16 protein-coding genes are annotated in these 19,124 nt (G+C 63.9%); all 16 read left to right on the forward strand.

The features are described 5' to 3' along the window. Positions 1-238: 238 nt before the first annotated feature. The 16 genes from mraZ (at position 239) to lpxC (ending at position 18,961) form a co-directional block, all read left to right on the forward strand. A complete protein-coding gene (mraZ, locus tag GBM95_RS04115; protein ID WP_152157919.1) occupies positions 239-658 on the forward strand; it encodes a division/cell wall cluster transcriptional repressor MraZ in 420 nt (139 codons plus the stop codon). An 81-nt stretch (positions 659-739) separates the two neighbouring features. Beyond that, positions 740-1,699 carry a 16S rRNA (cytosine(1402)-N(4))-methyltransferase RsmH gene (gene rsmH, locus GBM95_RS04120; RefSeq protein ID WP_152157920.1) on the forward strand — a complete coding sequence of 320 codons (960 nt, stop codon included), beginning with the start codon at positions 740-742 and terminating at the stop codon, positions 1,697-1,699. Further along, a complete protein-coding gene (locus GBM95_RS04125) occupies positions 1,696-2,079 on the forward strand; it encodes a hypothetical protein (protein ID WP_152157921.1) in 384 nt (127 codons plus the stop codon). The genes rsmH and GBM95_RS04125 overlap by 4 nt, the downstream gene beginning before the upstream one ends. A gap of 5 nt (positions 2,080-2,084) precedes the next feature. Then, a complete protein-coding gene (locus GBM95_RS04130; RefSeq protein ID WP_404817496.1) occupies positions 2,085-3,899 on the forward strand; it encodes a peptidoglycan D,D-transpeptidase FtsI family protein in 1,815 nt (604 codons plus the stop codon). Positions 3,900-3,939: 40 nt separating this feature from the next. Beyond that, positions 3,940-5,454, forward strand: coding sequence for a UDP-N-acetylmuramoyl-L-alanyl-D-glutamate--2,6-diaminopimelate ligase (locus GBM95_RS04135; protein WP_152157923.1), 1,515 nt, complete (start codon positions 3,940-3,942; stop codon positions 5,452-5,454). A 21-nt stretch (positions 5,455-5,475) separates the two neighbouring features. After that, positions 5,476-6,879 (forward strand): UDP-N-acetylmuramoyl-tripeptide--D-alanyl-D-alanine ligase, encoded by a 1,404-nt coding sequence (locus GBM95_RS04140; protein WP_152157924.1) that lies wholly within the window; start codon positions 5,476-5,478, stop codon positions 6,877-6,879. 56 nt (positions 6,880-6,935) lie between these two features. After that, positions 6,936-8,090, forward strand: coding sequence for a phospho-N-acetylmuramoyl-pentapeptide-transferase (mraY, locus tag GBM95_RS04145; protein ID WP_152157925.1), 1,155 nt, complete (start codon positions 6,936-6,938; stop codon positions 8,088-8,090). 23 nt (positions 8,091-8,113) lie between these two features. Next, positions 8,114-9,613, forward strand: a complete 1,500-nt coding sequence (murD, locus tag GBM95_RS04150; protein WP_152157926.1) for a UDP-N-acetylmuramoyl-L-alanine--D-glutamate ligase — start codon at positions 8,114-8,116, stop codon at positions 9,611-9,613. Then, on the forward strand, positions 9,610-10,779 hold the full coding sequence (ftsW, locus tag GBM95_RS04155; protein ID WP_152157927.1) for a putative lipid II flippase FtsW: 1,170 nt from the start codon (positions 9,610-9,612) through the stop codon (positions 10,777-10,779). Before murD ends, ftsW begins: the two co-directional genes overlap by 4 nt. Then, positions 10,776-11,897 carry an undecaprenyldiphospho-muramoylpentapeptide beta-N-acetylglucosaminyltransferase gene (gene murG / locus GBM95_RS04160; RefSeq protein ID WP_152157928.1) on the forward strand — a complete coding sequence of 374 codons (1,122 nt, stop codon included), beginning with the start codon at positions 10,776-10,778 and terminating at the stop codon, positions 11,895-11,897. Before ftsW ends, murG begins: the two co-directional genes overlap by 4 nt. A gap of 34 nt (positions 11,898-11,931) precedes the next feature. Further along, complete coding sequence (gene murC / locus GBM95_RS04165) at positions 11,932-13,329, forward strand: UDP-N-acetylmuramate--L-alanine ligase (RefSeq protein WP_152157929.1); 1,398 nt, start codon at positions 11,932-11,934, stop codon at positions 13,327-13,329. Between the two features lie 25 nt (positions 13,330-13,354). Continuing rightward, on the forward strand, positions 13,355-14,296 hold the full coding sequence (locus GBM95_RS04170; protein WP_152157930.1) for a D-alanine--D-alanine ligase: 942 nt from the start codon (positions 13,355-13,357) through the stop codon (positions 14,294-14,296). A gap of 18 nt (positions 14,297-14,314) precedes the next feature. Continuing rightward, positions 14,315-15,430: a cell division protein FtsQ/DivIB gene (locus GBM95_RS04175; protein ID WP_152157931.1), complete on the forward strand. Its 1,116-nt coding sequence runs from the start codon at positions 14,315-14,317 to the stop codon at positions 15,428-15,430. Continuing rightward, the gene (ftsA, locus tag GBM95_RS04180) at positions 15,408-16,646 is read left to right on the forward strand and encodes a cell division protein FtsA (RefSeq protein ID WP_152157932.1); all 1,239 of its coding nucleotides are present in this window, start codon (positions 15,408-15,410) and stop codon (positions 16,644-16,646) included. Before GBM95_RS04175 ends, ftsA begins: the two co-directional genes overlap by 23 nt. Positions 16,647-16,774: 128 nt before the next feature. Continuing rightward, positions 16,775-17,992 carry a cell division protein FtsZ gene (ftsZ, locus tag GBM95_RS04185; RefSeq protein ID WP_226963155.1) on the forward strand — a complete coding sequence of 406 codons (1,218 nt, stop codon included), beginning with the start codon at positions 16,775-16,777 and terminating at the stop codon, positions 17,990-17,992. 6 nt (positions 17,993-17,998) lie between these two features. Beyond that, positions 17,999-18,961, forward strand: coding sequence for a UDP-3-O-acyl-N-acetylglucosamine deacetylase (gene lpxC / locus GBM95_RS04190; RefSeq protein ID WP_152157933.1), 963 nt, complete (start codon positions 17,999-18,001; stop codon positions 18,959-18,961). Positions 18,962-19,124: the final 163 nt, after the last annotated feature.

Raw genomic sequence — 19,124 nt, forward strand, 5'->3', positions numbered from 1 at the left:
GCTGCTCCTTATTCTTCATATGGCTTCAGAAGCCGCTCACGGGATGACGCTTTCCCCGGGGCGGCTTTTTTGCTGTCGGCGCCTTTTTGCCCGGAGCTTTTCTCCGATCAAACTTCTATACATATCAAAGGCGAAATCTCCCTCCGTTCTCCGCAGGGTGTGGGAAAATGTGGGATTAAGTGGAGGTGTCTCTTAGGGGGAGGCATTCCCGTCTACAGGCTTTGATTGGAAATCACAGGTGTTTCAGGGAACTTCGCTCGTTACGCTCGACAGCAAGGGAAGGCTCGCCCTTCCCAGGCGCGTTCGGGATGAGCTTGAAGCGCAGGGCGGCGAAATCGTCGCCGCCCGCCATCCCGACGGATGCCTGCTTCTTTATCCGGCTGAAGCCTGGGCGCCGCGGCGCGAGAAGCTTCTTTCGCTCCCCTGGAGCGCGAGAGGGTTCGTGCGCCTTGTGCTCGGGAGCGCTCTGGAACTCACGCCCGATGCCGCCGGCCGCATTCTCATTCCGAAGGATCTGAGGGAGCTCGCCGGGCTCGAGCGCGAATGCGCGCTGGTGGGCCTCGGCGAACATCTCGAACTCTGGGATCGGGCTGCGCTCAGGGCGAATGAGGAAGCGTCGCTCGCCGAAGGGTTCGATCCGGCCGGATTCAATTTCTGAGCGCCCCGGATTCTTCCTCTCACTTTCCAGGAAGCTTCTGCTTCCGTATTACTTATTTCCTTGCCGTCCGGAATCGACACCATGTCCGCCTTTCTCCATCTCCCCGTTCTCAGTCAGGAAGCCCCGGAAGCGCTGGTGCGTTCTCCCGACGGACTTTACGTGGACGGCACTTTCGGACGGGGCGGCCACAGCCGGCTGATTCTGAAGCGGCTCTCTCCAAAGGGACGCCTCATCGCGTTCGACCGCGATCCGCAGGCGGTCGCGGCGGCGGCTGAAATCCGCGACCCGCGCTTTCAGATCATTCATGCGCCCTTCTCCTCCATGAAGCCGTCTCTTGCCGCCATCGGCATTGATGCGGTCGACGGGGTATTCCTCGACATCGGCGTTTCGTCGCCCCAGATCGACGACTCGGAGCGCGGCTTTTCCTTCCGCTTCGACGGGCCCCTTGACATGAGAATGGATACGTCTGCGGGAGAAACCGCGGCGGAGTGGCTCATGCGCGCCGATGCGGACGAGATCGCACGGGTGATTGCGGACTTCGGCGAAGAGCGCTTCGCCCGGCGCATTGCGGGCGCGATCGTCGCGCAGAGAAAAATTGCGCCCCTTGCCACAACGGGGGAGCTCGCGCGCCTCGTTGAGGGCGCGGTGCCTAAAAACCGCCGCGACAGCGCGCAGCATCCGGCAACGCGGACCTTCCAGGCGATACGCATTCAAATCAATCACGAGCTCGACGAGCTCCGGGAGGCGCTCGACGCTGCCGCGTCGCTGCTCTCTCCTGAGGGAAGGCTCGCCGTCATCAGCTTCCATTCGCTCGAAGACCGGATCGTGAAGCGGTTCTTCGACCGCGCGCGGAATCCCGGGCATGCGCTTGATCCGCGGCTCCCTGTGCCCGCGGGTTTCAACGAGGAGCCCTGGTTCCGCGATGTGGAAAGAATTCTCCCCTCGAAGCGCGAGGCGGAGGAAAATCCGCGCGCACGCTCCTCGGTGCTTCGCGCCGGCACCCGCACGGCCCGTCCCTGGGAGCCGGAGGAGACGCGATGAAAAGCGTTGCGCGCGCGGAGATCATCTGGGCGGCGGTGCTCGGCGTCGCGCTCTTTCTGAGCGCGCTCGGCCTTGTTGAGCTTCACTGGCAGGCGCGGCAGCTTTTCGTCGCGCACGAGCACGAGGCGGATGTGCACCGGAGGCTTCTTGATGATCAGGCGAACCTCGAGATGCAGGTCCGCCGTGCGTCGCTTGCGGGCAATATCGGCGCGGGAGCGGCAATGCTCGACCTCGCGGGCGCGACGGGCGTCGATACCGTGACGCTTGTGGAGGCTCCGGACGGGAGGATAGACTTCCTCCCTGAACTTCGCCGCGAACTCGATGCGGCGAAGGCTGCCGGGGCCGCGGCCGGCTCATCCGGAGAGGGAGCGAAGCCGTGAACCGCGTGAAGGATCTCATTTCGGCCGCCGGTCAGTCCGTCTGGAATTTCCTGAAGACGGTCATTCAGCGCGACCGGGCTGCGCGCGAGGCGCAGCCTCAGAGCGCCGAGAGCCCGCTCATCGTCATTCCGATTCCGCGCTGGCGCACGTACGTGCTCTTCCTTGCCATCACGGTCGCATTCTTCGGCCTTGCCGGGCGCGCCTTCTGGCTGCAGGTGGTTTCGAACGACTTTCTCCAGGACGAAGGCGAAAAGCGCTATGCGCGCACGCTCACGATTGCGGGCGAGCGGGGCGAAATCCTCGACCGCAACGGCGTCGTGCTGGCGGCTTCTCAGCCCGTGCGCAGCATCTGGGCGGATCCGCAGCTCTCGCAGGGCGTTTCAAAGGAAGACATCCGGAAGCTCGCCGACGTGCTCGGGCTCGATCCCGCCTATGTGGACGGAAAGCTCAAGGCCGAGAACACGCGCTTCGTGACGATTGAGCGCAACTGCGACGTGCGCACCGCCGAAGCCGTGAGAAAGCTTGGTCTCCCCGGGGTCGGCATCAAGCCCGAGGTGCTTCGCGAATATCCGGACGGCCCCGTGACGGCGCATGTGGTGGGCTTCACCGGGCGCGACGACCGCGGACAGGAAGGCATTGAGCTCGCGAGCGACCGCCAGCTTGCCGGGAGCCCCGGAGCGCGGCGCGTGATTCGCGATGCGCGCGGCCGCATCATCGACGACATCTGGCAGAAGGAAGCCGTGTCGGGGCGCGACATTACGCTCTCGATCGATTCGCGCGTGCAGTTCCTTGCCTATGAGGCGCTGCGCGCGCAGGTTGAGAAGACCGGAGCGCTTGCGGGCGCCGTGGTGGTTGCGGACGTGGATACGGGCGAGGTGATTGCGCTTGCGAATGTGCCTACCTACGACCCGAACGACCGCTCGACCATGCTCTTTGAGCAGATGCGAAACCGCGTTCTCACCGATCAGTTCGAACCGGGCTCGACCATGAAGCCCTTCGCAATCGCGAAGGCGATCGACCTCGGCCTCATCGATCCGACGACGACCATTCAGACGGCGCCGGGAAAGCTCACCATCAACGACCGCACGATTGGCGACACGCACGACTACGGGCTTCTGACGGTGGCGGAAATCGTCGCCAAGTCGTCCAACATCGGCACGGCGAAGATCGCGCTCGAGATGGCGCCGCAGACGCTCTGGGACATGTATACGGCGCTCGGCTTCGGACAGCCGCCCAAGATCGGCTTCCCCGGCGCGACGGCAGGGCGTCTTCGTCCGGCCAAGTCCTGGCGCCCGATTGAGCAGGCGACGATCTCCTACGGGCACGGCGTTTCGGTGTCCCTCATGCAGCTCGTGCGCGCCTATACGGCGATTGCGAGAAACGGCGACGTGATCGACCTCACGCTCTACAAGCGCCGTCCCGGCGAAGCCGTGACGGGCGAGCGCGTCTTCCGGCCGGAAACCGTGCGCCTCATCCGCGCCATGATGATGAAGACCATGAGCCGCGGCGGCACGGGGTCGCAGATTCGCGTCGCCGGCTACTCGGTGGCCGGGAAGACCGGCACGGCGAACAAAGTGAAGAACGGCAAGTACACGAAGGACACCGTGGCGAGCTTCGTGGGCATCGTGCCCGCCGTTAATCCGCGCTTCATCGTCGCCGTCATGATCGACGAACCCAAGAAGGGAAGCCGCTACGGCGGCACGGTGGCGGGACCCGTTTTCCGCGAGGTGGCCGAGGGGGCGCTGCGCACGCAGATGGTTTCGCCCGACGAGGAACCCCTCTCCGGCGGCGGCGGATTTCTCACCCGCATACGGAATTGAACGAAGAGAAGAGTGAATTGAAGAAGGAGCTCCGGCAAATATGACCAGAACCAACAGGGAAGTCGTCGACTGGATGCATAAGCTCGTGCATGAAGGGGCGGAAATGAAGCTCGACAGCCGCGAAGTGCGCCCGGGCGACATCTTCTGCGCCATTCCCGGCACGAAGTCGGACGGCCGCGCCTTCATCCGCGTGGCGGCAGCCCGCGGCGCCGCCGGCGTGATTTACGAGGCGGACGGAACGCCGCGGGGCGAACACTATCCGGTGGCGTCGCTCGCGGTCTCGCACCTTGCCTCGCGCCTCGGCGAGATCGCCGCGCTCTTTTACGGCGACGCCTCTCAGAAGATGACGGGCGTTGCCGTCACCGGCACGAACGGGAAGACGACGAGCACGTTCTGGCTCGGCCAGCTCCTTACGAAGCTGGGCGCCCCGGCTGCCGTAATCGGCACGGTGGGGGTCTTCTTCAACGGCAGGCAGATCCCTGCGCCGCACCTGACGACGCCCGATGCCGTGACGCTCGAAAGCCTTTACGCAAGGCTCGCGCGTGATGGCGCGAAGGCCTTCGCCGTTGAGGCGAGCTCGGTCGGCCTCGAGCAGGGGCGGCTTTCGGGCTCGCACTTTCGCGTCGGGATCTTCACGAACCTCTCGCGCGACCATCTCGACTACCACCACACCATGGAAGCCTATGCGGATGCGAAGGAAATCCTTTTCCGCTGGCCCGGGCTCGGCGCGGCGGTGGTGAATGCCGAAGATCCTTTGAGCGCGCGCTTTGCGGCGACGGCTCAGGCGCACGGCATTCCCGTCTGGACGACGGGGCGCGAGGGAAAGGGCGAAGCGCTCCGCAAAGCGGTTTCGGCCGCGCACGCGCTTGACGCCTTCGACTGCCGCTCGACCGGCCGCGGGATGGCCTTTACGCTTAAGGCCGAGGGCGAAACCCGGGAGGTGTCGCTTCCTGCCGTGGGGCTCTTCAATGTCGACAATGCCCTTGAGGTCATTGCCGCCATGCTTGCGCTCGGCTATCCCCTCGACGATGTCGTCAGGGGAGTCGCGACGCTCGAGCCCCCTCCCGGGCGCATGCAGCCCGTTTATTCGGAAGGGATGCCGCTCGGCGTCGTCGACTTCTGCCACACGCCCGATGCGCTCGAAAAAGCGCTCGAAAGCCTTCTACCCGGCGTGCACGCGCGGGGCGGCAAGCTCTGGACGGTATTCGGCTGCGGGGGCGACCGCGATCCGGGGAAGCGCCCCATCATGGGCGCCATTGCCGCAAGGCTTTCCGACCACGTGATCGTGACGAGCGACAACCCGCGAAGCGAGGATCCTGAAAGCATTGTCCGTCAGGTAGCGGCGGGCGCCGAAGGCGCGAAAAACGTGCGCATCGTGACGGATCGTCGCGAAGCCATCCATGAAGCGATTCTCGAGGCGGCTCCTGAGGATCTCGTTCTCGTCGCCGGCAAAGGCCACGAAAGCGAACAGATTCTGAAGGACGGACCGCACCATTTCCTCGATGCGGAAGTGGTTCGCGAAGCCCTGAACGAGCGCCGCACGCGCGAGCTTTAAGTCTTCAGGCGGAGAGAAGAAATGGAAATGGATCATCCGGAAACGCTCGGCTGGCTGAAGGACGCGCTCGCAGAGGAAACGGTGGGCCTGAGGCTTCATCATCACCATCTCGAATGGAGCTGGAAGCGCATTACAACCGATTCGCGCGAAGCGGGCGAAGGCGACGTCTTCGTCGCCATCCCCGGCGAGCGCTTTGACGGCCACGACTATGCAAAGAAGGCTTCCGAAGCGGGAGCCGTCTGCCTTGTGGTCGAGCATGAAATTCACGGCGCGGATGCCGCGCAGATCATCGTGAGGAACGCGCGGCGCGCGCTCGCGCGGATCGCGCGCGCCTGGCGCGCCCGCTTCTCCTGCAATCTCACCGCAGTGGGCGGCAGCAACGGCAAAACCACCACCACGCAGATGGTGGCGGCGATTCTGCGCAGGCGCTGGGGCGCGGACGAAATGCTCGCGACCGAAGGAAACTTCAACAACGACATCGGCGTATCGCATACGCTCATGGGCCTGAGGTTCCGGCACCGCGCGGCGGTTGTCGAGGCCGGCATGAATCACCGGGGCGAGATGGCGGTTCTTGCCGACATGATCCGTCCGACGGTTGCGGTCCTCACCAATGCGCAGCGCGAACATCAGGCGTTCCTCGAAACGGTTGCCGAAACGGCAAGCGAAAACGGACTCCTCATTGCCGCGCTTCCCGAAAGCGGCCATGCGGTTTTTCCGGCCGACGACCCGTGCTCGGACATCTGGGCGTCGCTCGCGCTCGCGCGCGGCGTGAAGTCCTTCACCTTTTCCTTTGATCCGGCCGTTCCCGCCGACCTCATGTGCAGGCTCGATGCCGACGGGGCGCTCGCGCTCGAGGGAGAAAGAGAGAGCTTCCAGATTGCGCTCAGAATCGCGGGCCTTCACAACGCGAGGAATGCCGCTGCCGCCGCTGCCGCCGCGCTCATTCAGGATATCGACCCGGAAGTCATCCGCGAGGCGCTTGAAAGCTTCGAAGCTCTTCCCGGGCGCGGCGCCCGCCTGCATGCGGCGGAGCGCTTCGGCGGGGCGACTCTGATCGACGACGCCTACAACTGCAACCCCGACAGCGCGATCGCATCGCTCAGAATGCTCGCCCGGGAAAAGGCGCCGCGGATCTTCATCTTCGGCGACATGGCCGAGCTCGGCCCCTCGAGCGAGAAGTGGCATGCCGAAGTGGGCGCGGAAGCGAAGCGCCTCGGCATTGATTATTTCTGGACGGCGGGCGAAAAAGCGCGCGCCGGGGCTCTTGCCTTCGGGATCGACGGCGACCGGTGCCGGGCATTCCGCGACCGCGACGAGCTGATTGATGCCCTCAGGGAACTCAGGGCGGATGGCGGCACCATCGTCGTCAAGGCAAGCCACAGCGCGGGATTCTCGAAGATCGTGGATGTGCTCAGCGGCAAATAACCGATTCCCTCAGGGGAAAAGAATTTTTAGACATATAAACCTATCGCACTGGAATCATGCTTCTTGAACTTTTCCGCTCGCTCTCCTCGAGCTGGTCGGGCTTCGGCATCTTCAACTACCTGACGCTGCGCGCCCTTCTTGCCTGCTTTACCGCGCTCGTGATCGGCTTCGCCTTCGGTCCCTGGATGATCCGGGAACTTAAGAAGCTCCATTTCGGGCAGGCGGTGCGCACGAACGGGCCGCAGACGCACCTCGTGAAGGACGGGACGCCCACCATGGGCGGCGCTCTCATTCTCTTCGGCATCACGGTCTCGACCCTCCTCTGGGCGGATCTCTCGAACCGCTTCATCTGGGTCGTGCTTTTCGTTACGCTCGGCTACGGCGCGATCGGCTGGATCGACGACTACCGCAAGGTCGTGCACCACAACCCCAGAGGCATGAGCGCGAAGGAGAAATTCGGCTGGCAGTCCGTGATCGGGCTCATCGCCGCCTTCTACCTTGCGCTCGCGCTCTCGGTCGAACCGGGCGGCACCTTCGCCGAGGCGCTCTCGAAGTGGTACGACGCGCGCTTCCCGCTCGACCTCACGCCCAACATTCATCTCCTCATTCCGTGCTTCAAGGACATTGCGCTCCCCTTCGGACTGATCGGCTTCATGGTCTTCACGTACGTCGTGATCGTGGGCTCGAGCAATGCCGTGAATCTCACGGACGGCCTTGACGGCCTCGCCATCCTCCCGACCGTGCTGGTCGGCATGGCTCTGGGCGTCTTCGCTTACGTGGTCGGACGCCCCGACTTCTCCTCCTACCTGATCTTCCCCTACATTCCGGGCGCAGGCGAACTCGTCGTCATTGCGGGTGCGCTCGCGGGCGCGGGACTTGCCTTCCTCTGGTTCAACGCGCATCCGGCGCAGGTCTTCATGGGCGACGTCGGTGCGCTTGCGCTCGGCGGGTGCCTGGGCACCATGGCGGTCATTGCCCGTCAGGAGCTGGTGCTGGCCGTGATGGGCGGCGTCTTTGTGGCGGAGACGCTCTCCGTCATGATTCAGACCACCTACTTCCGGCTTTCGCACGGCAAGCGCGTCTTCCTCATGGCCCCCATTCATCATCACTTTGAACTGAAGGGCTGGAAGGAAACGCAGGTGGTGACCCGCTTCTGGATCATTACCTTCATTCTGGTTCTGATCGGACTTTCCACGCTCAAAATCCGCTGATTTTCTTTTCGAAGAGACGCATCATGTTTGATTCTTCCGATGAGGCCTATCTGAAGCTTGACGCTGCGAAGGGCAGCGGCCGCCGCGCGCTTGTCGCGGGGCTCGGCGCCTCCGGGCGCGCTTCGCTCGAGTACCTTCTGCGGCGCGGCTGGCGGGCTTCGGCCTGCGACTCCCGAGATAAGGTGCCGGGTCTTGACGGGTTCCTCTCCGCGCATCCGGGAATTTCAGTCTCGCTCGGCGGCATCCCGGAGTCTCTCCCCGAAGGCGTCGACCTCGTCGTGATGTCGCCCGGCATTTCGCCGTGGTTCGGTCCCGCGGCGGCGCTCTGCTTAGCCGCAAGAAAGGCCGGCGTTCCGGTTGCGGGGGAAATTGAACTCTTCGCAGAGGAGCTCGCGCACCTCCGCGAGACCAGCGGCTACGCGCCGAAAGTGATCGGCATTACCGGGACGAACGGCAAGACGACCACGACGAGCCTCACGGCAAAAATCGGCGAAGCGGCGGGCCTCAGAACCATTGCTGCCGGGAACATCGGTCCCAATGCCGTGACGGAGCTTCTGAAGGCTGAGGACGCGGGCGAACTTCCCGACCTCTGGGTGCTTGAGCTCTCGAGCTTCCAGCTCGATACGACGCATACCCTCCGGTGCGATGCGGCGGCGCTTCTCAACATCACGGAAGACCACATCAACTGGCACGGCTCCATGGAAGCCTATGCGGCGGCGAAGGCAAGGATTTTCTCGCCCGACACCGTCCGCGTCGGGAACCGCGAGGATCAGCTAGCGCTTGAGTGGACGAAGAAAGGACTGAAAAACCCGTCGCTTCTGAGAACGTTCGGCGCCTCGAAGCCCGCCCGGCCCGGAGAATTCGGGCTCGAGATGGCGGCTCACGCCTCTCAGGGACTCTGGCTCTCCTCGATGGACGAAATGGAAGTGGAGATTCTCTATCTGCCCGAGTCGGAACTTCAGATCAGAGGCCGCCACAACGCAATGAATGCGCTCGCGGCGCTCGCTCTCACGGGCGCCGTCGGCGTGAGTCAGCAGGCGGCGATCGGAACGCTCAGAACCTATAAGGGCGAGCCCCACCGCGTGGAGCTCGTCTGCACGGTCAAGGGACGCGACTTCATCGACGACTCGAAGGGCACCAATGTCGGCGCCGTAGCGGCCGCCGTCACGGGGCTCGCGGCTCAGGGAAGACGAATCCTCATTCTTCTCGGGGGCGACGGCAAGGGACAGGACTTTGCGCCTCTCGCTGATGTGCTCAAGGGCCGCGCCGCCTCTGCGGCGCTCATCGGCAAGGATGCCGATGAAATCGGCCGTGCGGCCGCGTCCGCGGGCGTGCCTAACCAAAAATTCCCGACCCTTGAAGCGGCCGTCGACTGGCTCTGGAGCGAAAGCCGCGAGGGCGACATCATTCTTTTGTCGCCCGCCTGCGCCTCCTGGGACATGTTCCGCGACTATGCGGAGAGAAGCGAACGCTTCAAGGCTGAGGCCGCGCGGATCAGAGCGCGCGAGGAGAGTGAAGCGTGACGCGCTTTGAGGAGTTCGACGACTTTCGCCTCTCCGCGCCCGGCGTCGACTGGGAAACGATCTTCTGCGTCGCGGCGCTCCTTGCCTTCGGGACGGTCATGGTCTTTTCTGCCACGTCGTCCTCAGGCGCCGGGGATGCGCTTGCCGCCGCCAACACCGGGGAGCTCAAGCGCCATCTGGCGAGCATCGGGCTCGCCGGAGCGGCGGCGCTCGTCGTCTACCGGGTGCCGCTTTCCTTCTGGTTCCGGTGGTCGGGCATCATCGGGGGCTTGTGCATCATTCTCCTCTGCATCGTCTTTCTCCCGGTTGTGGGAAAAAGCGTCAACGGCGCGCGGCGCTGGATTCAGATTGCAGGCCTCTCAATTCAGGCTTCTGAGCTCGTGAAGGTGGGCGCCCTCATCTTTGCCGCGGCCTTCACCGTGAAGCGTCAGGAATTCATGCATTCCTTCTCGCGGGGCTTCGCGCCGATTGCCATCCCGATGGTCGTCGTCGCCTTTCTTCTGATGCAGCAGCCCGACCTCGGCGCAACCGCGGTCGTGGCGGCGGAAATCATGGGGGTGCTCTTTCTGGGCGGCCTCTCCATGAACATCTTCCTTTCGGTGGGCGCGGTCGTCATCGGCTTTGTGGGCTTCATGATCTACATGACGCCCTGGCGGCTTTCGCGCGTTCTCGCCTACCTCGACCCCTGGAGCGAGGAATACGTGCTCGGGCAGTCCTATCAGCTCTCGCACTCGCTCATCGCCTTCGGGCGCGGTGAGCTCTTCGGCGTGGGACTCGGCGGATCGGTGGAAAAACTTAATTACCTTCCCGAGGCGCATACGGACTTCATCATGGCCGTGATCGCCGAAGAGACGGGTTTTGCCGGTGTTATCCTTGTCCTTTTCATTTTTTACTGGCTCATTCGCCGGGCGTTTGAAATCGGGCGCCAGGCAATCAAGCTCGAGCGCTACTTCGCGGGACTTCTCGCGGAGGGCGTGGGGCTTTGGTACGGCGTGCAGGTGATCATCAACGTGGGCGTTGCCTCAGGGGCGCTTCCGACGAAGGGGCTGACGCTTCCCTTCGTGAGCTTCGGCGGTTCGGCGCTCCTCTCTTCGATGATCGCCATCGGGCTTCTGCTGCGCGTCGACCGCGAAAACAAAATTCTGATGCGTGGAGGTCAGGTGTGACGACGGAAAAGAATACAAATAAAGAGCGCGTTCTCGTTATCGCCGCAGCCGGCACGGGCGGGCATGTGATGCCCGGCCTTGCCGTGGCGCGCGTAATGAAGGCGCGCGGCTGGAAAATCGTCTGGATCGGCACGACGACGGGCATGGAGGGCGGCCTCGTCGGGCGCGAGGGCATTGAATTCCATGCGCTCAACTTCCAGGGCGTGCGCGGCAAGGGGCTCGCAGGCGCCGTCAAGGGCGGCATCAAGATGCTGAAGGCGATCTGGGAGAGCCGTGCGCTGCTCAAGAAAATCAAGCCCGACCTCGTCTTCTCGACCGGAGGCTACGTCGCCGTTCCGGTGGGCTTCGCCGCACAGAATCTCAAGCGCCCGATCGTTCTCATGAACTGCGACGCCGATCTCCTCATGTCCACCAATACGCTCATGCCCTTTACGAGCGCGCTCGCCTGCGGGTTCGCAGGGGGCGCGCGCACGTTTGCGGGGACGAAGGGACACACCACGGGGAACCCCGTGCGCGCGGAAATTGCGGCGCTGCCGCCCCCCGCCGAGCGCCTCGCAGGCCGCTTCGGGCCGCTCCGCCTCTTCGTTTTCGGCGGAAGTCTGGGCGCTCAGGTTCTGAACGACGTGCTCCCCGAAGCGCTCGCGAAGATTCCGCCCGAAAACCGTCCGATCGTTCTCCATCAGACCGGGCGCAACCGCGATGAAGCGGTGCGCGAGCACTATGCGCGCCTGGGCGTCCAGGCCGAAGTCGTGCCCTTCATCGACGACATGGGCGCGCGCTACCGCGAGAGCGACCTCGTCATCTGCCGCTCCGGGGCGACGAGCTGCTCGGAACTCTGCGCCGCGGGCGCGGCCGCCGTCCTCGTTCCCTTCATTGCAAAGACGACGAAGCACCAGCTCGGGAATGCGAAGTACCTCGCCGACCGGGGCGCCGCCTGGCTCGTCGAGCAGCCGCAGTTCACGGCCGATCATGTGGCCGAACTCATTGCCGGCATGACGCGCGAAAAGATTCTCCCGGTGGCTGAAGCCGCCCGCAGCATTGCGGTGCCCGATGCCGCCAAAAATGTCGCCGACCTGATCGAAGAGACGCTCGCCGCGCGCGAAGGCGCAAAGCACTGAAGGCCGCGGAAAGACAATCATCAAAGGAAAGAACGTGAAGTTTCTCGTTAATCACCTCCACTTCGTCGGCATCGGCGGCGCGGGCATGAGCGGCATCGCTGAGGTGCTCCTCAATCTCGGCTACGTCATCAGCGGCTCGGACATTGCCCGCACGCCCGTCACCGAGCGCCTGCAGGAGCTCGGGGCCCGCATTTTTCTGGGGCACGACAAGAAGCACATCCGCGGTGCGGATGCCGTGATTGTTTCCTCGGCCGTGAAGGCCGACAATCCGGAAGTGGTCGCCGCCCGCGAGCTCGGCATTCCCGTCGTGCCGCGTGCGGTGATGCTCGCTGAACTGATGCGCCTGAGGCGCGGCATCGCGATTGCGGGCGCGCACGGAAAGACCACCACGACGTCGCTGACCGCGTCGCTCCTCGCTGCGGGCGGGCTCGATCCCACCTTCGTGATCGGCGGGAAGCTCAATTCCGCGGGGGCGAACGCCCGCCTCGGGACCGGCGAATTCCTCGTCGCGGAAGCGGACGAATCGGATGCGTCCTTCCTCAACCTCACGCCCGTGATCTCGGCGGTCACGAATATCGATGAAGACCACATGGACACCTACGGGCATGATTTCGAACGCCTGAAGAGCGCCTTCGTCGACTTCCTCGAGCGCCTTCCCTTCTACGGCGTTGCGGTTCTCTGCATGGACGACCCCAACGTGCGCGAGATCCGGCCCCGGGTGACGAAGCCCGTGATCGGCTACGGACTCACGCCTGAAGCGAGCGTCCGCGCGATCGACGTTGAGGCTTCGGGCACGCAGATGCGCTTTACGGTGCTCCGGCCCGATCATCCGCCGCTTCCCGTGACGCTCAATCTCCCGGGCGTGCACAACGTGAGAAATGCGCTCGCGGCCATCGCGATTGCAACGCTTGCGGGCGTGAAGGATGCCGACATCGTGCGGGGCCTTCTTGAATTCCGCGGCGTCGGCAGGCGCTTCGCGCAGTACGGCGACATTCCGATCAAAAATGCGGAAGGAAAAATTACGGGGAGCTTCACGCTGATCGACGACTACGGCCACCATCCGCATGAAATGGCGGCGACGCTCGCGGCAGTGCGCGGCGCGTTCCCGGGCCGGCGCATCATCGTGGCCTTCCAGCCCCACCGCTATACGCGCACGCGCGACTGCTTCGACGCCTTCGTGAAGGTTCTTGAGGACGTCGACGGGCTTGTCCTCGCAAACGTCTATCCGGCGGGCGAGGATCCGATCGAGGGGGCGGACAGCGAACATCTTGCGCGGGCGATCGCCGCGCAGGGGTATCACGAACCCGTGGTCGTCAATGTTGAGGATGTGCCCGCAAGCGTGCGCGCCATTGCGAAGGACGGCGACGTCGTGATCACGATGGGCGCGGGTTCGATCGGCAAGGCGGCGCCGAAGATTGCCGGTCTTGCCTGAGAAGAAGAATTTAAGGAGAGGAATCATGGCCAGTATGCTCAGCCGCGTGGTGGTGCTTCAGGGCGGCATTTCGTCCGAGCGCGAGGTGTCGCTCCTTTCGGGAAAGGGCGTCGCGGACGCGCTTCGCGCGAAGGGGCTTGAAGTGGATGTCTGGGATCCGGCGACGGACAGCGTCGGAATGCTCGAGGAAGGCGGCTACGACGCGGCCTTCATCGCGCTTCACGGAAAGCTCGGCGAGGACGGATCCATTCAGGGGCTTCTCAACTGCCTCGGGCTTCCCTATACGGGACCGGGCGTTGCGGCTTCCGCGATTGCGATCGACAAGGAAATGACGAAGGCGCTCTGGGTCGACGCCGGCATTCCCGTTCCGGCGGGTGCGAGGCTCTCCGCCCGCTCGAGCGATGCGGATCTTCTTGCCGCCATCGACGCCTTCGGGAAAACCGGGCTTGTGGTGAAGCCCGGGCACGACGGCTCCTCGATCGGCGTTACGAAGATTCTTCCCGAAGCGCTGACGCTTGAGAGCCTCCGCGATGCCGTAAAGGACGCGGCGAGGCGCGATGAGGACGAGGTGCTCGCTGAGGAATACATTCAGGGCCGCGAATTCACGGTTGCGGTTCTCGACGGAGAGGCGCTTCCCGTCATCGAAATCATTGCGCCGGAAGGAAGCTACGACTTCCAGAACAAGTACTACACCGATTCGGTGCGCTACGAATGCCCGGCAAAGCTCTCCGACGAAGAGTCGAAGGCGCTTCGCGAGGCCTGCGAGAAGGCCTTCCGTACGCTCGGCTGCCGCGGCTGGTCGCGCATCGACGCCATGCGCCGTCCCGACGGGGGCTTTGCGCTCCTTGAGATCAATACGTCGCCCGGGATGACCCCGCACTCGCTCGTGCCGATGGCCGCGAGAAGCGTGGGACTCGATTACGGCGAACTCTGCCTCAGGGTGCTCGGACTCGCTCAAACGGATTAATCGGGAAAGCACGGGGCCGTGGAGGAGTTCAAAAAGACGCCGAGAAGCCTCTCCTACAGAGGAGAGGCGCTCGAGCAGATCCCGCTCACCGGTACGACAAGCGTGCCGGAAGGCGGCGCTCATCCTCAAAAAAGGCGCTCGGGGAGCCTGATCCGGGGCTTCTCAGTTCTTCTTTTCGCCGCCGCGCTGGCGGGCGCCTATCTGGCGGCTCCAGCCGTGACGGGACTTGACTACGTCAGGATCCACCGGCTCGAGATGAAGGGCGATACGGCGAAAGTGCCTCTGCCGCGCCTCAAGGAAGTCGTCGAACTCGAGCTCGAGGGGAAGTCCTACTTCACGACCGACATCGCCGCCGTTCGTGCGGCCGCTGAAACCGTCCCCTGGGTGAAGCATGCGTCCGTGCGGCGCATCTGGCCCGACCGGATAGAAATCGACATCACGGTCTATGAGGCCGCGGCTCAGCTCGAGGACGGACGCCTCATCAGCATTGAGGGAAAGCTCTTTTCGGCCAATCCCGAAGAAGGTGCGGAAGCCCGGAATCTTCCGACCTTTTCCTGCGCGGCCGAGGACGTGCCGGAACTTCTGAGGCGCTACCGCCGCTTTACGTCGCTCTTCGGCGATCTTCCCTTCCGCATTACGGCGCTTTCGCTTTCGGACAGAGGCAGCTGGTCGCTCGTCATTCAGGGGCCGAGGATTCCGCCGACCCGGGTGGAGCTCGGCCGCGACACGGCAGGCTCTCCCGTCGAGGAGCGCGTGCGGCAGGTGGCGGCAGCCTATCCCCGGATGGAAGAGCTTCTGGGCGGGCCGCCCTCATCCATCGACGCGCGCTACCGGCGCGCCATTGCCGCGGGCAAGGTGGACAGGAAGGCGCTCGAATCCTATCTGGAGGAAAATGCCCGGGCGGAGGAGAAGAAGGAGCCCGCCGCCCTGCCGGCAGAAAATCCGGCTGAAGCCCCTGAAGCACCTCAGGCACAGGAAGCTCTTCAGGCCGGACCGGATGCGCACTCTCCCGACAACGATCAGGAGAGCGCTTCGGATGCGGATGATTCCGCCGACAGCACGGAGCTTGAAGCGCAGGAAAACACTCCAACGGAACGTTCAGAAGTGAGCCATGAAGCAGCAGAAGGAAAATAAGGAATTTTTCGCCGCCCTTGATGTCGGTTCCGACAAAGTGCTCTGCCTTGTCGCCCGCCCGGGGGATGAGCCGGAAATGCTGCGCGTGATCGGCATCGGCAATACGCCGTCGTCGGGCATTCGGAACGGCTGCGTGGTGGACGTCACGGCTGCCGTGGGGTCGATCCGTCAGGCCGTCAGGGAAGCGGGCTTCACGGCTGGCGTCGAGATTACGGGCGTCTGGGCGGCGATCGGCGGCCATACGCTGAAAAGCGCCAACTGCACGGGGCAGACGGTGCTGCGCGGGCGCGAAGTCACACGCGAGGATGTCGAGCAGGCCGAACTCAATGCCCGGCAGTCCGCGCTTCGCGACATGAAGGGCGAGAGCCTTCTCAAATTGATTCCGCAGGGGTACCGCTGCGGCGACCTTGTGACCGACAAGCCCGTGGGGCTCGTCGGGCAGAAGCTCGAGGCCGACGTGCATGCGCTCTACGGCTCGAGAACGAACGCCAATAATCTGAAGCATGCCATTCAGCGCGTGGGGCTCGAACTCATCAACTACGAGCCTCACCCCTGGGCGGCCGCGCAGGCAGTGCTCTCGGAAACCGAAAAAACGTGCGGCACCGCGCTCATTGACATCGGTGCGGAGACGACTTCGCTCATCGTCTTCCGCGAGGGCCGGATTCTCTTCACGGACGTTCGTCCCTGGGGGGCGGAGCACTTCACGCGCGACCTCGCGATCGTTCTCGGCATCAGCCTTGAGGACGCCGAGGCGCTGAAGCTCCGCTCGGGCGAATGCCGGCTCTCGCAGGTGCTTCCCGGCGAAATCGTGCAGATCGAGGTGCACGGCCGCACGACAAGGCCTTATGCGCGGGATCTCCTCGTAAAGACGCTTTCCTCGCGCGTGCGGCAGTTTTTCGGCATTTACCGCAAGATGCTCGCCGACGCGGGCGTCCTCGACCAGGTCGAGCTCGTGGTGCTCACGGGCGGAGGCGCGATGCTGCGCGGCATCGGCGAAGAGGCTGAAGCCATTCTCGACAAGCACGTGCGCATCGGAATTCCGGATCGGGTTGAGGGCGAGAGTCCGCTTCTGCAGCGCTCCGACGCCGCAGTCGCCGCCGGACTCGCGGTCTGCGCCCTGAAGGAAAGCCTCTCCGGCCCCGAGCGCGCCTTCGGAATGCGGCGAAGCATGAGCTTTCTCGGGGGGCTTAAGACCTTCTTCCTCGGCGACTATTGAGGAAAGGCGTCCCCATCAAAAAAGATTCTTTTCCAACGGACACACAGTTTTTTTCGGCAGCGGCGGGAGGCTTCCCGCCATCCTCAGAATTCGTAGATAATTTGCAGACTTTCCCATCAGAGGTTGAAATGGCTTTCGAAGTTCTCCCTGAATTTGATCCCCTGAAAACCGTCATCAAGGTGATCGGCGTGGGCGGCGGCGGCGGCAATGCCGTCGAACACATGATTACGCACGGCGCCAAGAGCATTGAGTTCATTGCGGCCAACACGGATCATCAGGCCCTGCAGCGCTCGAAGGCGCACGTCAATATTCAGCTCGGCAGCACCGGGCTCGGCGCGGGCGCCCGTCCTGAAATCGGCGCCGCTGCCGCGCAGGAAAAGCGCGAGCAGGTGGCCGAGGCGATCCGCGGGGCCAACCTCCTCTTCATCACCGCCGGCATGGGCGGCGGCACGGGCACGGGCGCTGCGCCCGTGATCGCCGAGATCGCGAAGGAAATGGGGATTCTCACCGTTGCCGTCGTGACGAAGCCCTTCAGCTTTGAAGGCGCCCGCCGCATGCGCACGGCCGAGCAGGGCATTGAAAACCTGAAGGCCAAGGTCGACTCGATGATCGTCATCCTCAACGAGAAGCTCGAGGAGGAATGCCCGCCCAACGCGACGATGAAGGAGTGCTTTGAGACTTCAAACGAAGTGCTCTACAAGGCCTGCGTCGGCATTGCCGAGATCATCCACACGCCGGGCACGATCAACGTCGACTTCGAAGACCTGAAGACCGTCATGAGCGAGCGCGGCAGCGCCATCATCGGCCTTGCCACGGCCTCCGGTCCCGACCGCGCGCGCGTTGCCGCCGAAAAGGCCATTGCCTGCCCGCTCCTCGAAGGCGCGAACCTTCAGGGCGCCCGCGGCATGCTCGTCTACTTCACGGGCAACGACAGCCTCACGCTCGCGGAAATCCGCGAGGCGATGGGCGTGCTCAATACCTTCGTTGCCAAGCAGGCGAACGTCATCTTCGGTTCCGCCATTTCAGAAGAAATGGGCGACGAGGTGCGCGTGACCGTGGTGGCAACCGGGCTCGACCGTCCGTTCGAACCGGGCGAAGCGCCCGATACGTCAAGCGCCGCGGAAGCGCCCGATGTGGGTCAGGGACTTCCTGCCGGCGCCATTCCGCAGATTGACGGCGCGGCCTATACGGCGCCCACTCTCGGCGCGGCTTCCATTCCCTCTGAAAAGAAGCCCGCTGCCGGGGCTGACGCCTCTCAGGGCGAGCGGAAGGTTCCCGAACCCGTGACCGTTCCTTCGGGCGGCGGCTATGCAATTCCGACCTATCTGCGCTCGAGCGGGAGCTAAGACCAAATGTTTTCTCAGCGCACGCTCGGCGAATCGGTTGCCGCCGTCGGCATCGGGCTTCACAGCGGCAGAAAGATCCGCCTCGTTCTGAGGCCCGCTCCGGCCGATACCGGCATCGTCTTTCGCCGCGTGGATCTGGAGCCCCCCGTCGACATTCCCGCCCAACCCCTCAATGTGAACGACACCCGCATGGCGACGACCGTCAATGTGGGGCGCGCCGCGGTTGCGACGATCGAGCACCTGATGAGCGCCTTCAGCGGGCTCGGCGTCGACAACTGCATCGTTGAGGTGAATGCGCCGGAGATTCCCGTGATGGACGGTTCGGGCGCAAGCTTTGTGTACCTCCTTCACAGCGCCGGGATCGTCGAGCAGAAGGCCGCGAGAAAGTTCGTGCGGATTCTGAAGCCGATTGAGGTGCGCGAGGGCGACAAGCTCGCAAGGCTCGAACCCCATGAAGGCTTCCGGCTTTCCTTCCGAATCGCGTTCGGACACCCCGCGATTGATGCGACCGATCAGTACGCCGACATCGACTTTTCGCGCGTCAACTACGAACAGGCGGTGGCGCACTGCCGCACCTTCGGCTTCGTGCAGGACGTGGAAATGCTGCGGCGCATCGGCCTCGCTCAGGGCGGATCGCTCGACAACGCCATCGTGATGGACGAATTTCGGGTGCTTAATCCCGGCGGACTGCGCGAACAGGCGGAATTCGTAAAGCACAAGATCCTCGACGCGATGGGGGATCTTTATGTGCTCGGAGCCCCGCTTCTCGCGCACTACATTGCCGAAAAGTCGGGGCACGGACTCAACAATCAGCTCCTGAGAAAGCTCCTGGCGACCCCCGATGCCTGGGAAGAGGTGACTTTCGAGCATGCGAAGGACTGCCCGGTCGACTTCTGGCCGCAGCCCGCGGCCGTCTCGCCCGAAGAGGATTCCGTAAAGTCGGACCGCTCAGGCAACGCGCCGCTCTGAGGCGTTCCGCTTCCCGAGTTGAGAAAAGCCCGTACGCTTCTCTAAGCGCGGGCTTTTCCTTTTTGTGTGCCCGGCATGGGCGATTTCTATAGGGTGAAAGTCCCGATGAGCAGGAGGTAGTGCCAAGCTCACAGCCAGAGGCAAGGGTGTCCGTCGTGAGGCG

Origin of the sequence: Sutterella seckii (genome assembly GCF_009183815.1) — a bacterium.
Lineage (GTDB): Bacteria > Pseudomonadota > Gammaproteobacteria > Burkholderiales > Burkholderiaceae_F > Sutterella > Sutterella seckii.

Coding starts and splice junctions, on each gene's coding strand:
- rsmH (WP_152157920.1), top strand. CDS start 740: ATGTCCGCCTTTCTCCATCTCCCCGTTCTCAGTCAGGAAGCCCCGGAA.
- GBM95_RS04125 (WP_152157921.1), top strand. CDS start 1,696: ATGAAAAGCGTTGCGCGCGCGGAGATCATCTGGGCGGCGGTGCTCGGC.
- GBM95_RS04135 (WP_152157923.1), top strand. CDS start 3,940: ATGACCAGAACCAACAGGGAAGTCGTCGACTGGATGCATAAGCTCGTG.
- GBM95_RS04140 (WP_152157924.1), top strand. CDS start 5,476: ATGGAAATGGATCATCCGGAAACGCTCGGCTGGCTGAAGGACGCGCTC.
- mraY (WP_152157925.1), top strand. CDS start 6,936: ATGCTTCTTGAACTTTTCCGCTCGCTCTCCTCGAGCTGGTCGGGCTTC.
- murD (WP_152157926.1), top strand. CDS start 8,114: ATGTTTGATTCTTCCGATGAGGCCTATCTGAAGCTTGACGCTGCGAAG.
- GBM95_RS04170 (WP_152157930.1), top strand. CDS start 13,355: ATGGCCAGTATGCTCAGCCGCGTGGTGGTGCTTCAGGGCGGCATTTCG.
- ftsA (WP_152157932.1), top strand. CDS start 15,408: ATGAAGCAGCAGAAGGAAAATAAGGAATTTTTCGCCGCCCTTGATGTC.
- ftsZ (WP_226963155.1), top strand. CDS start 16,775: ATGGCTTTCGAAGTTCTCCCTGAATTTGATCCCCTGAAAACCGTCATC.
- lpxC (WP_152157933.1), top strand. CDS start 17,999: ATGTTTTCTCAGCGCACGCTCGGCGAATCGGTTGCCGCCGTCGGCATC.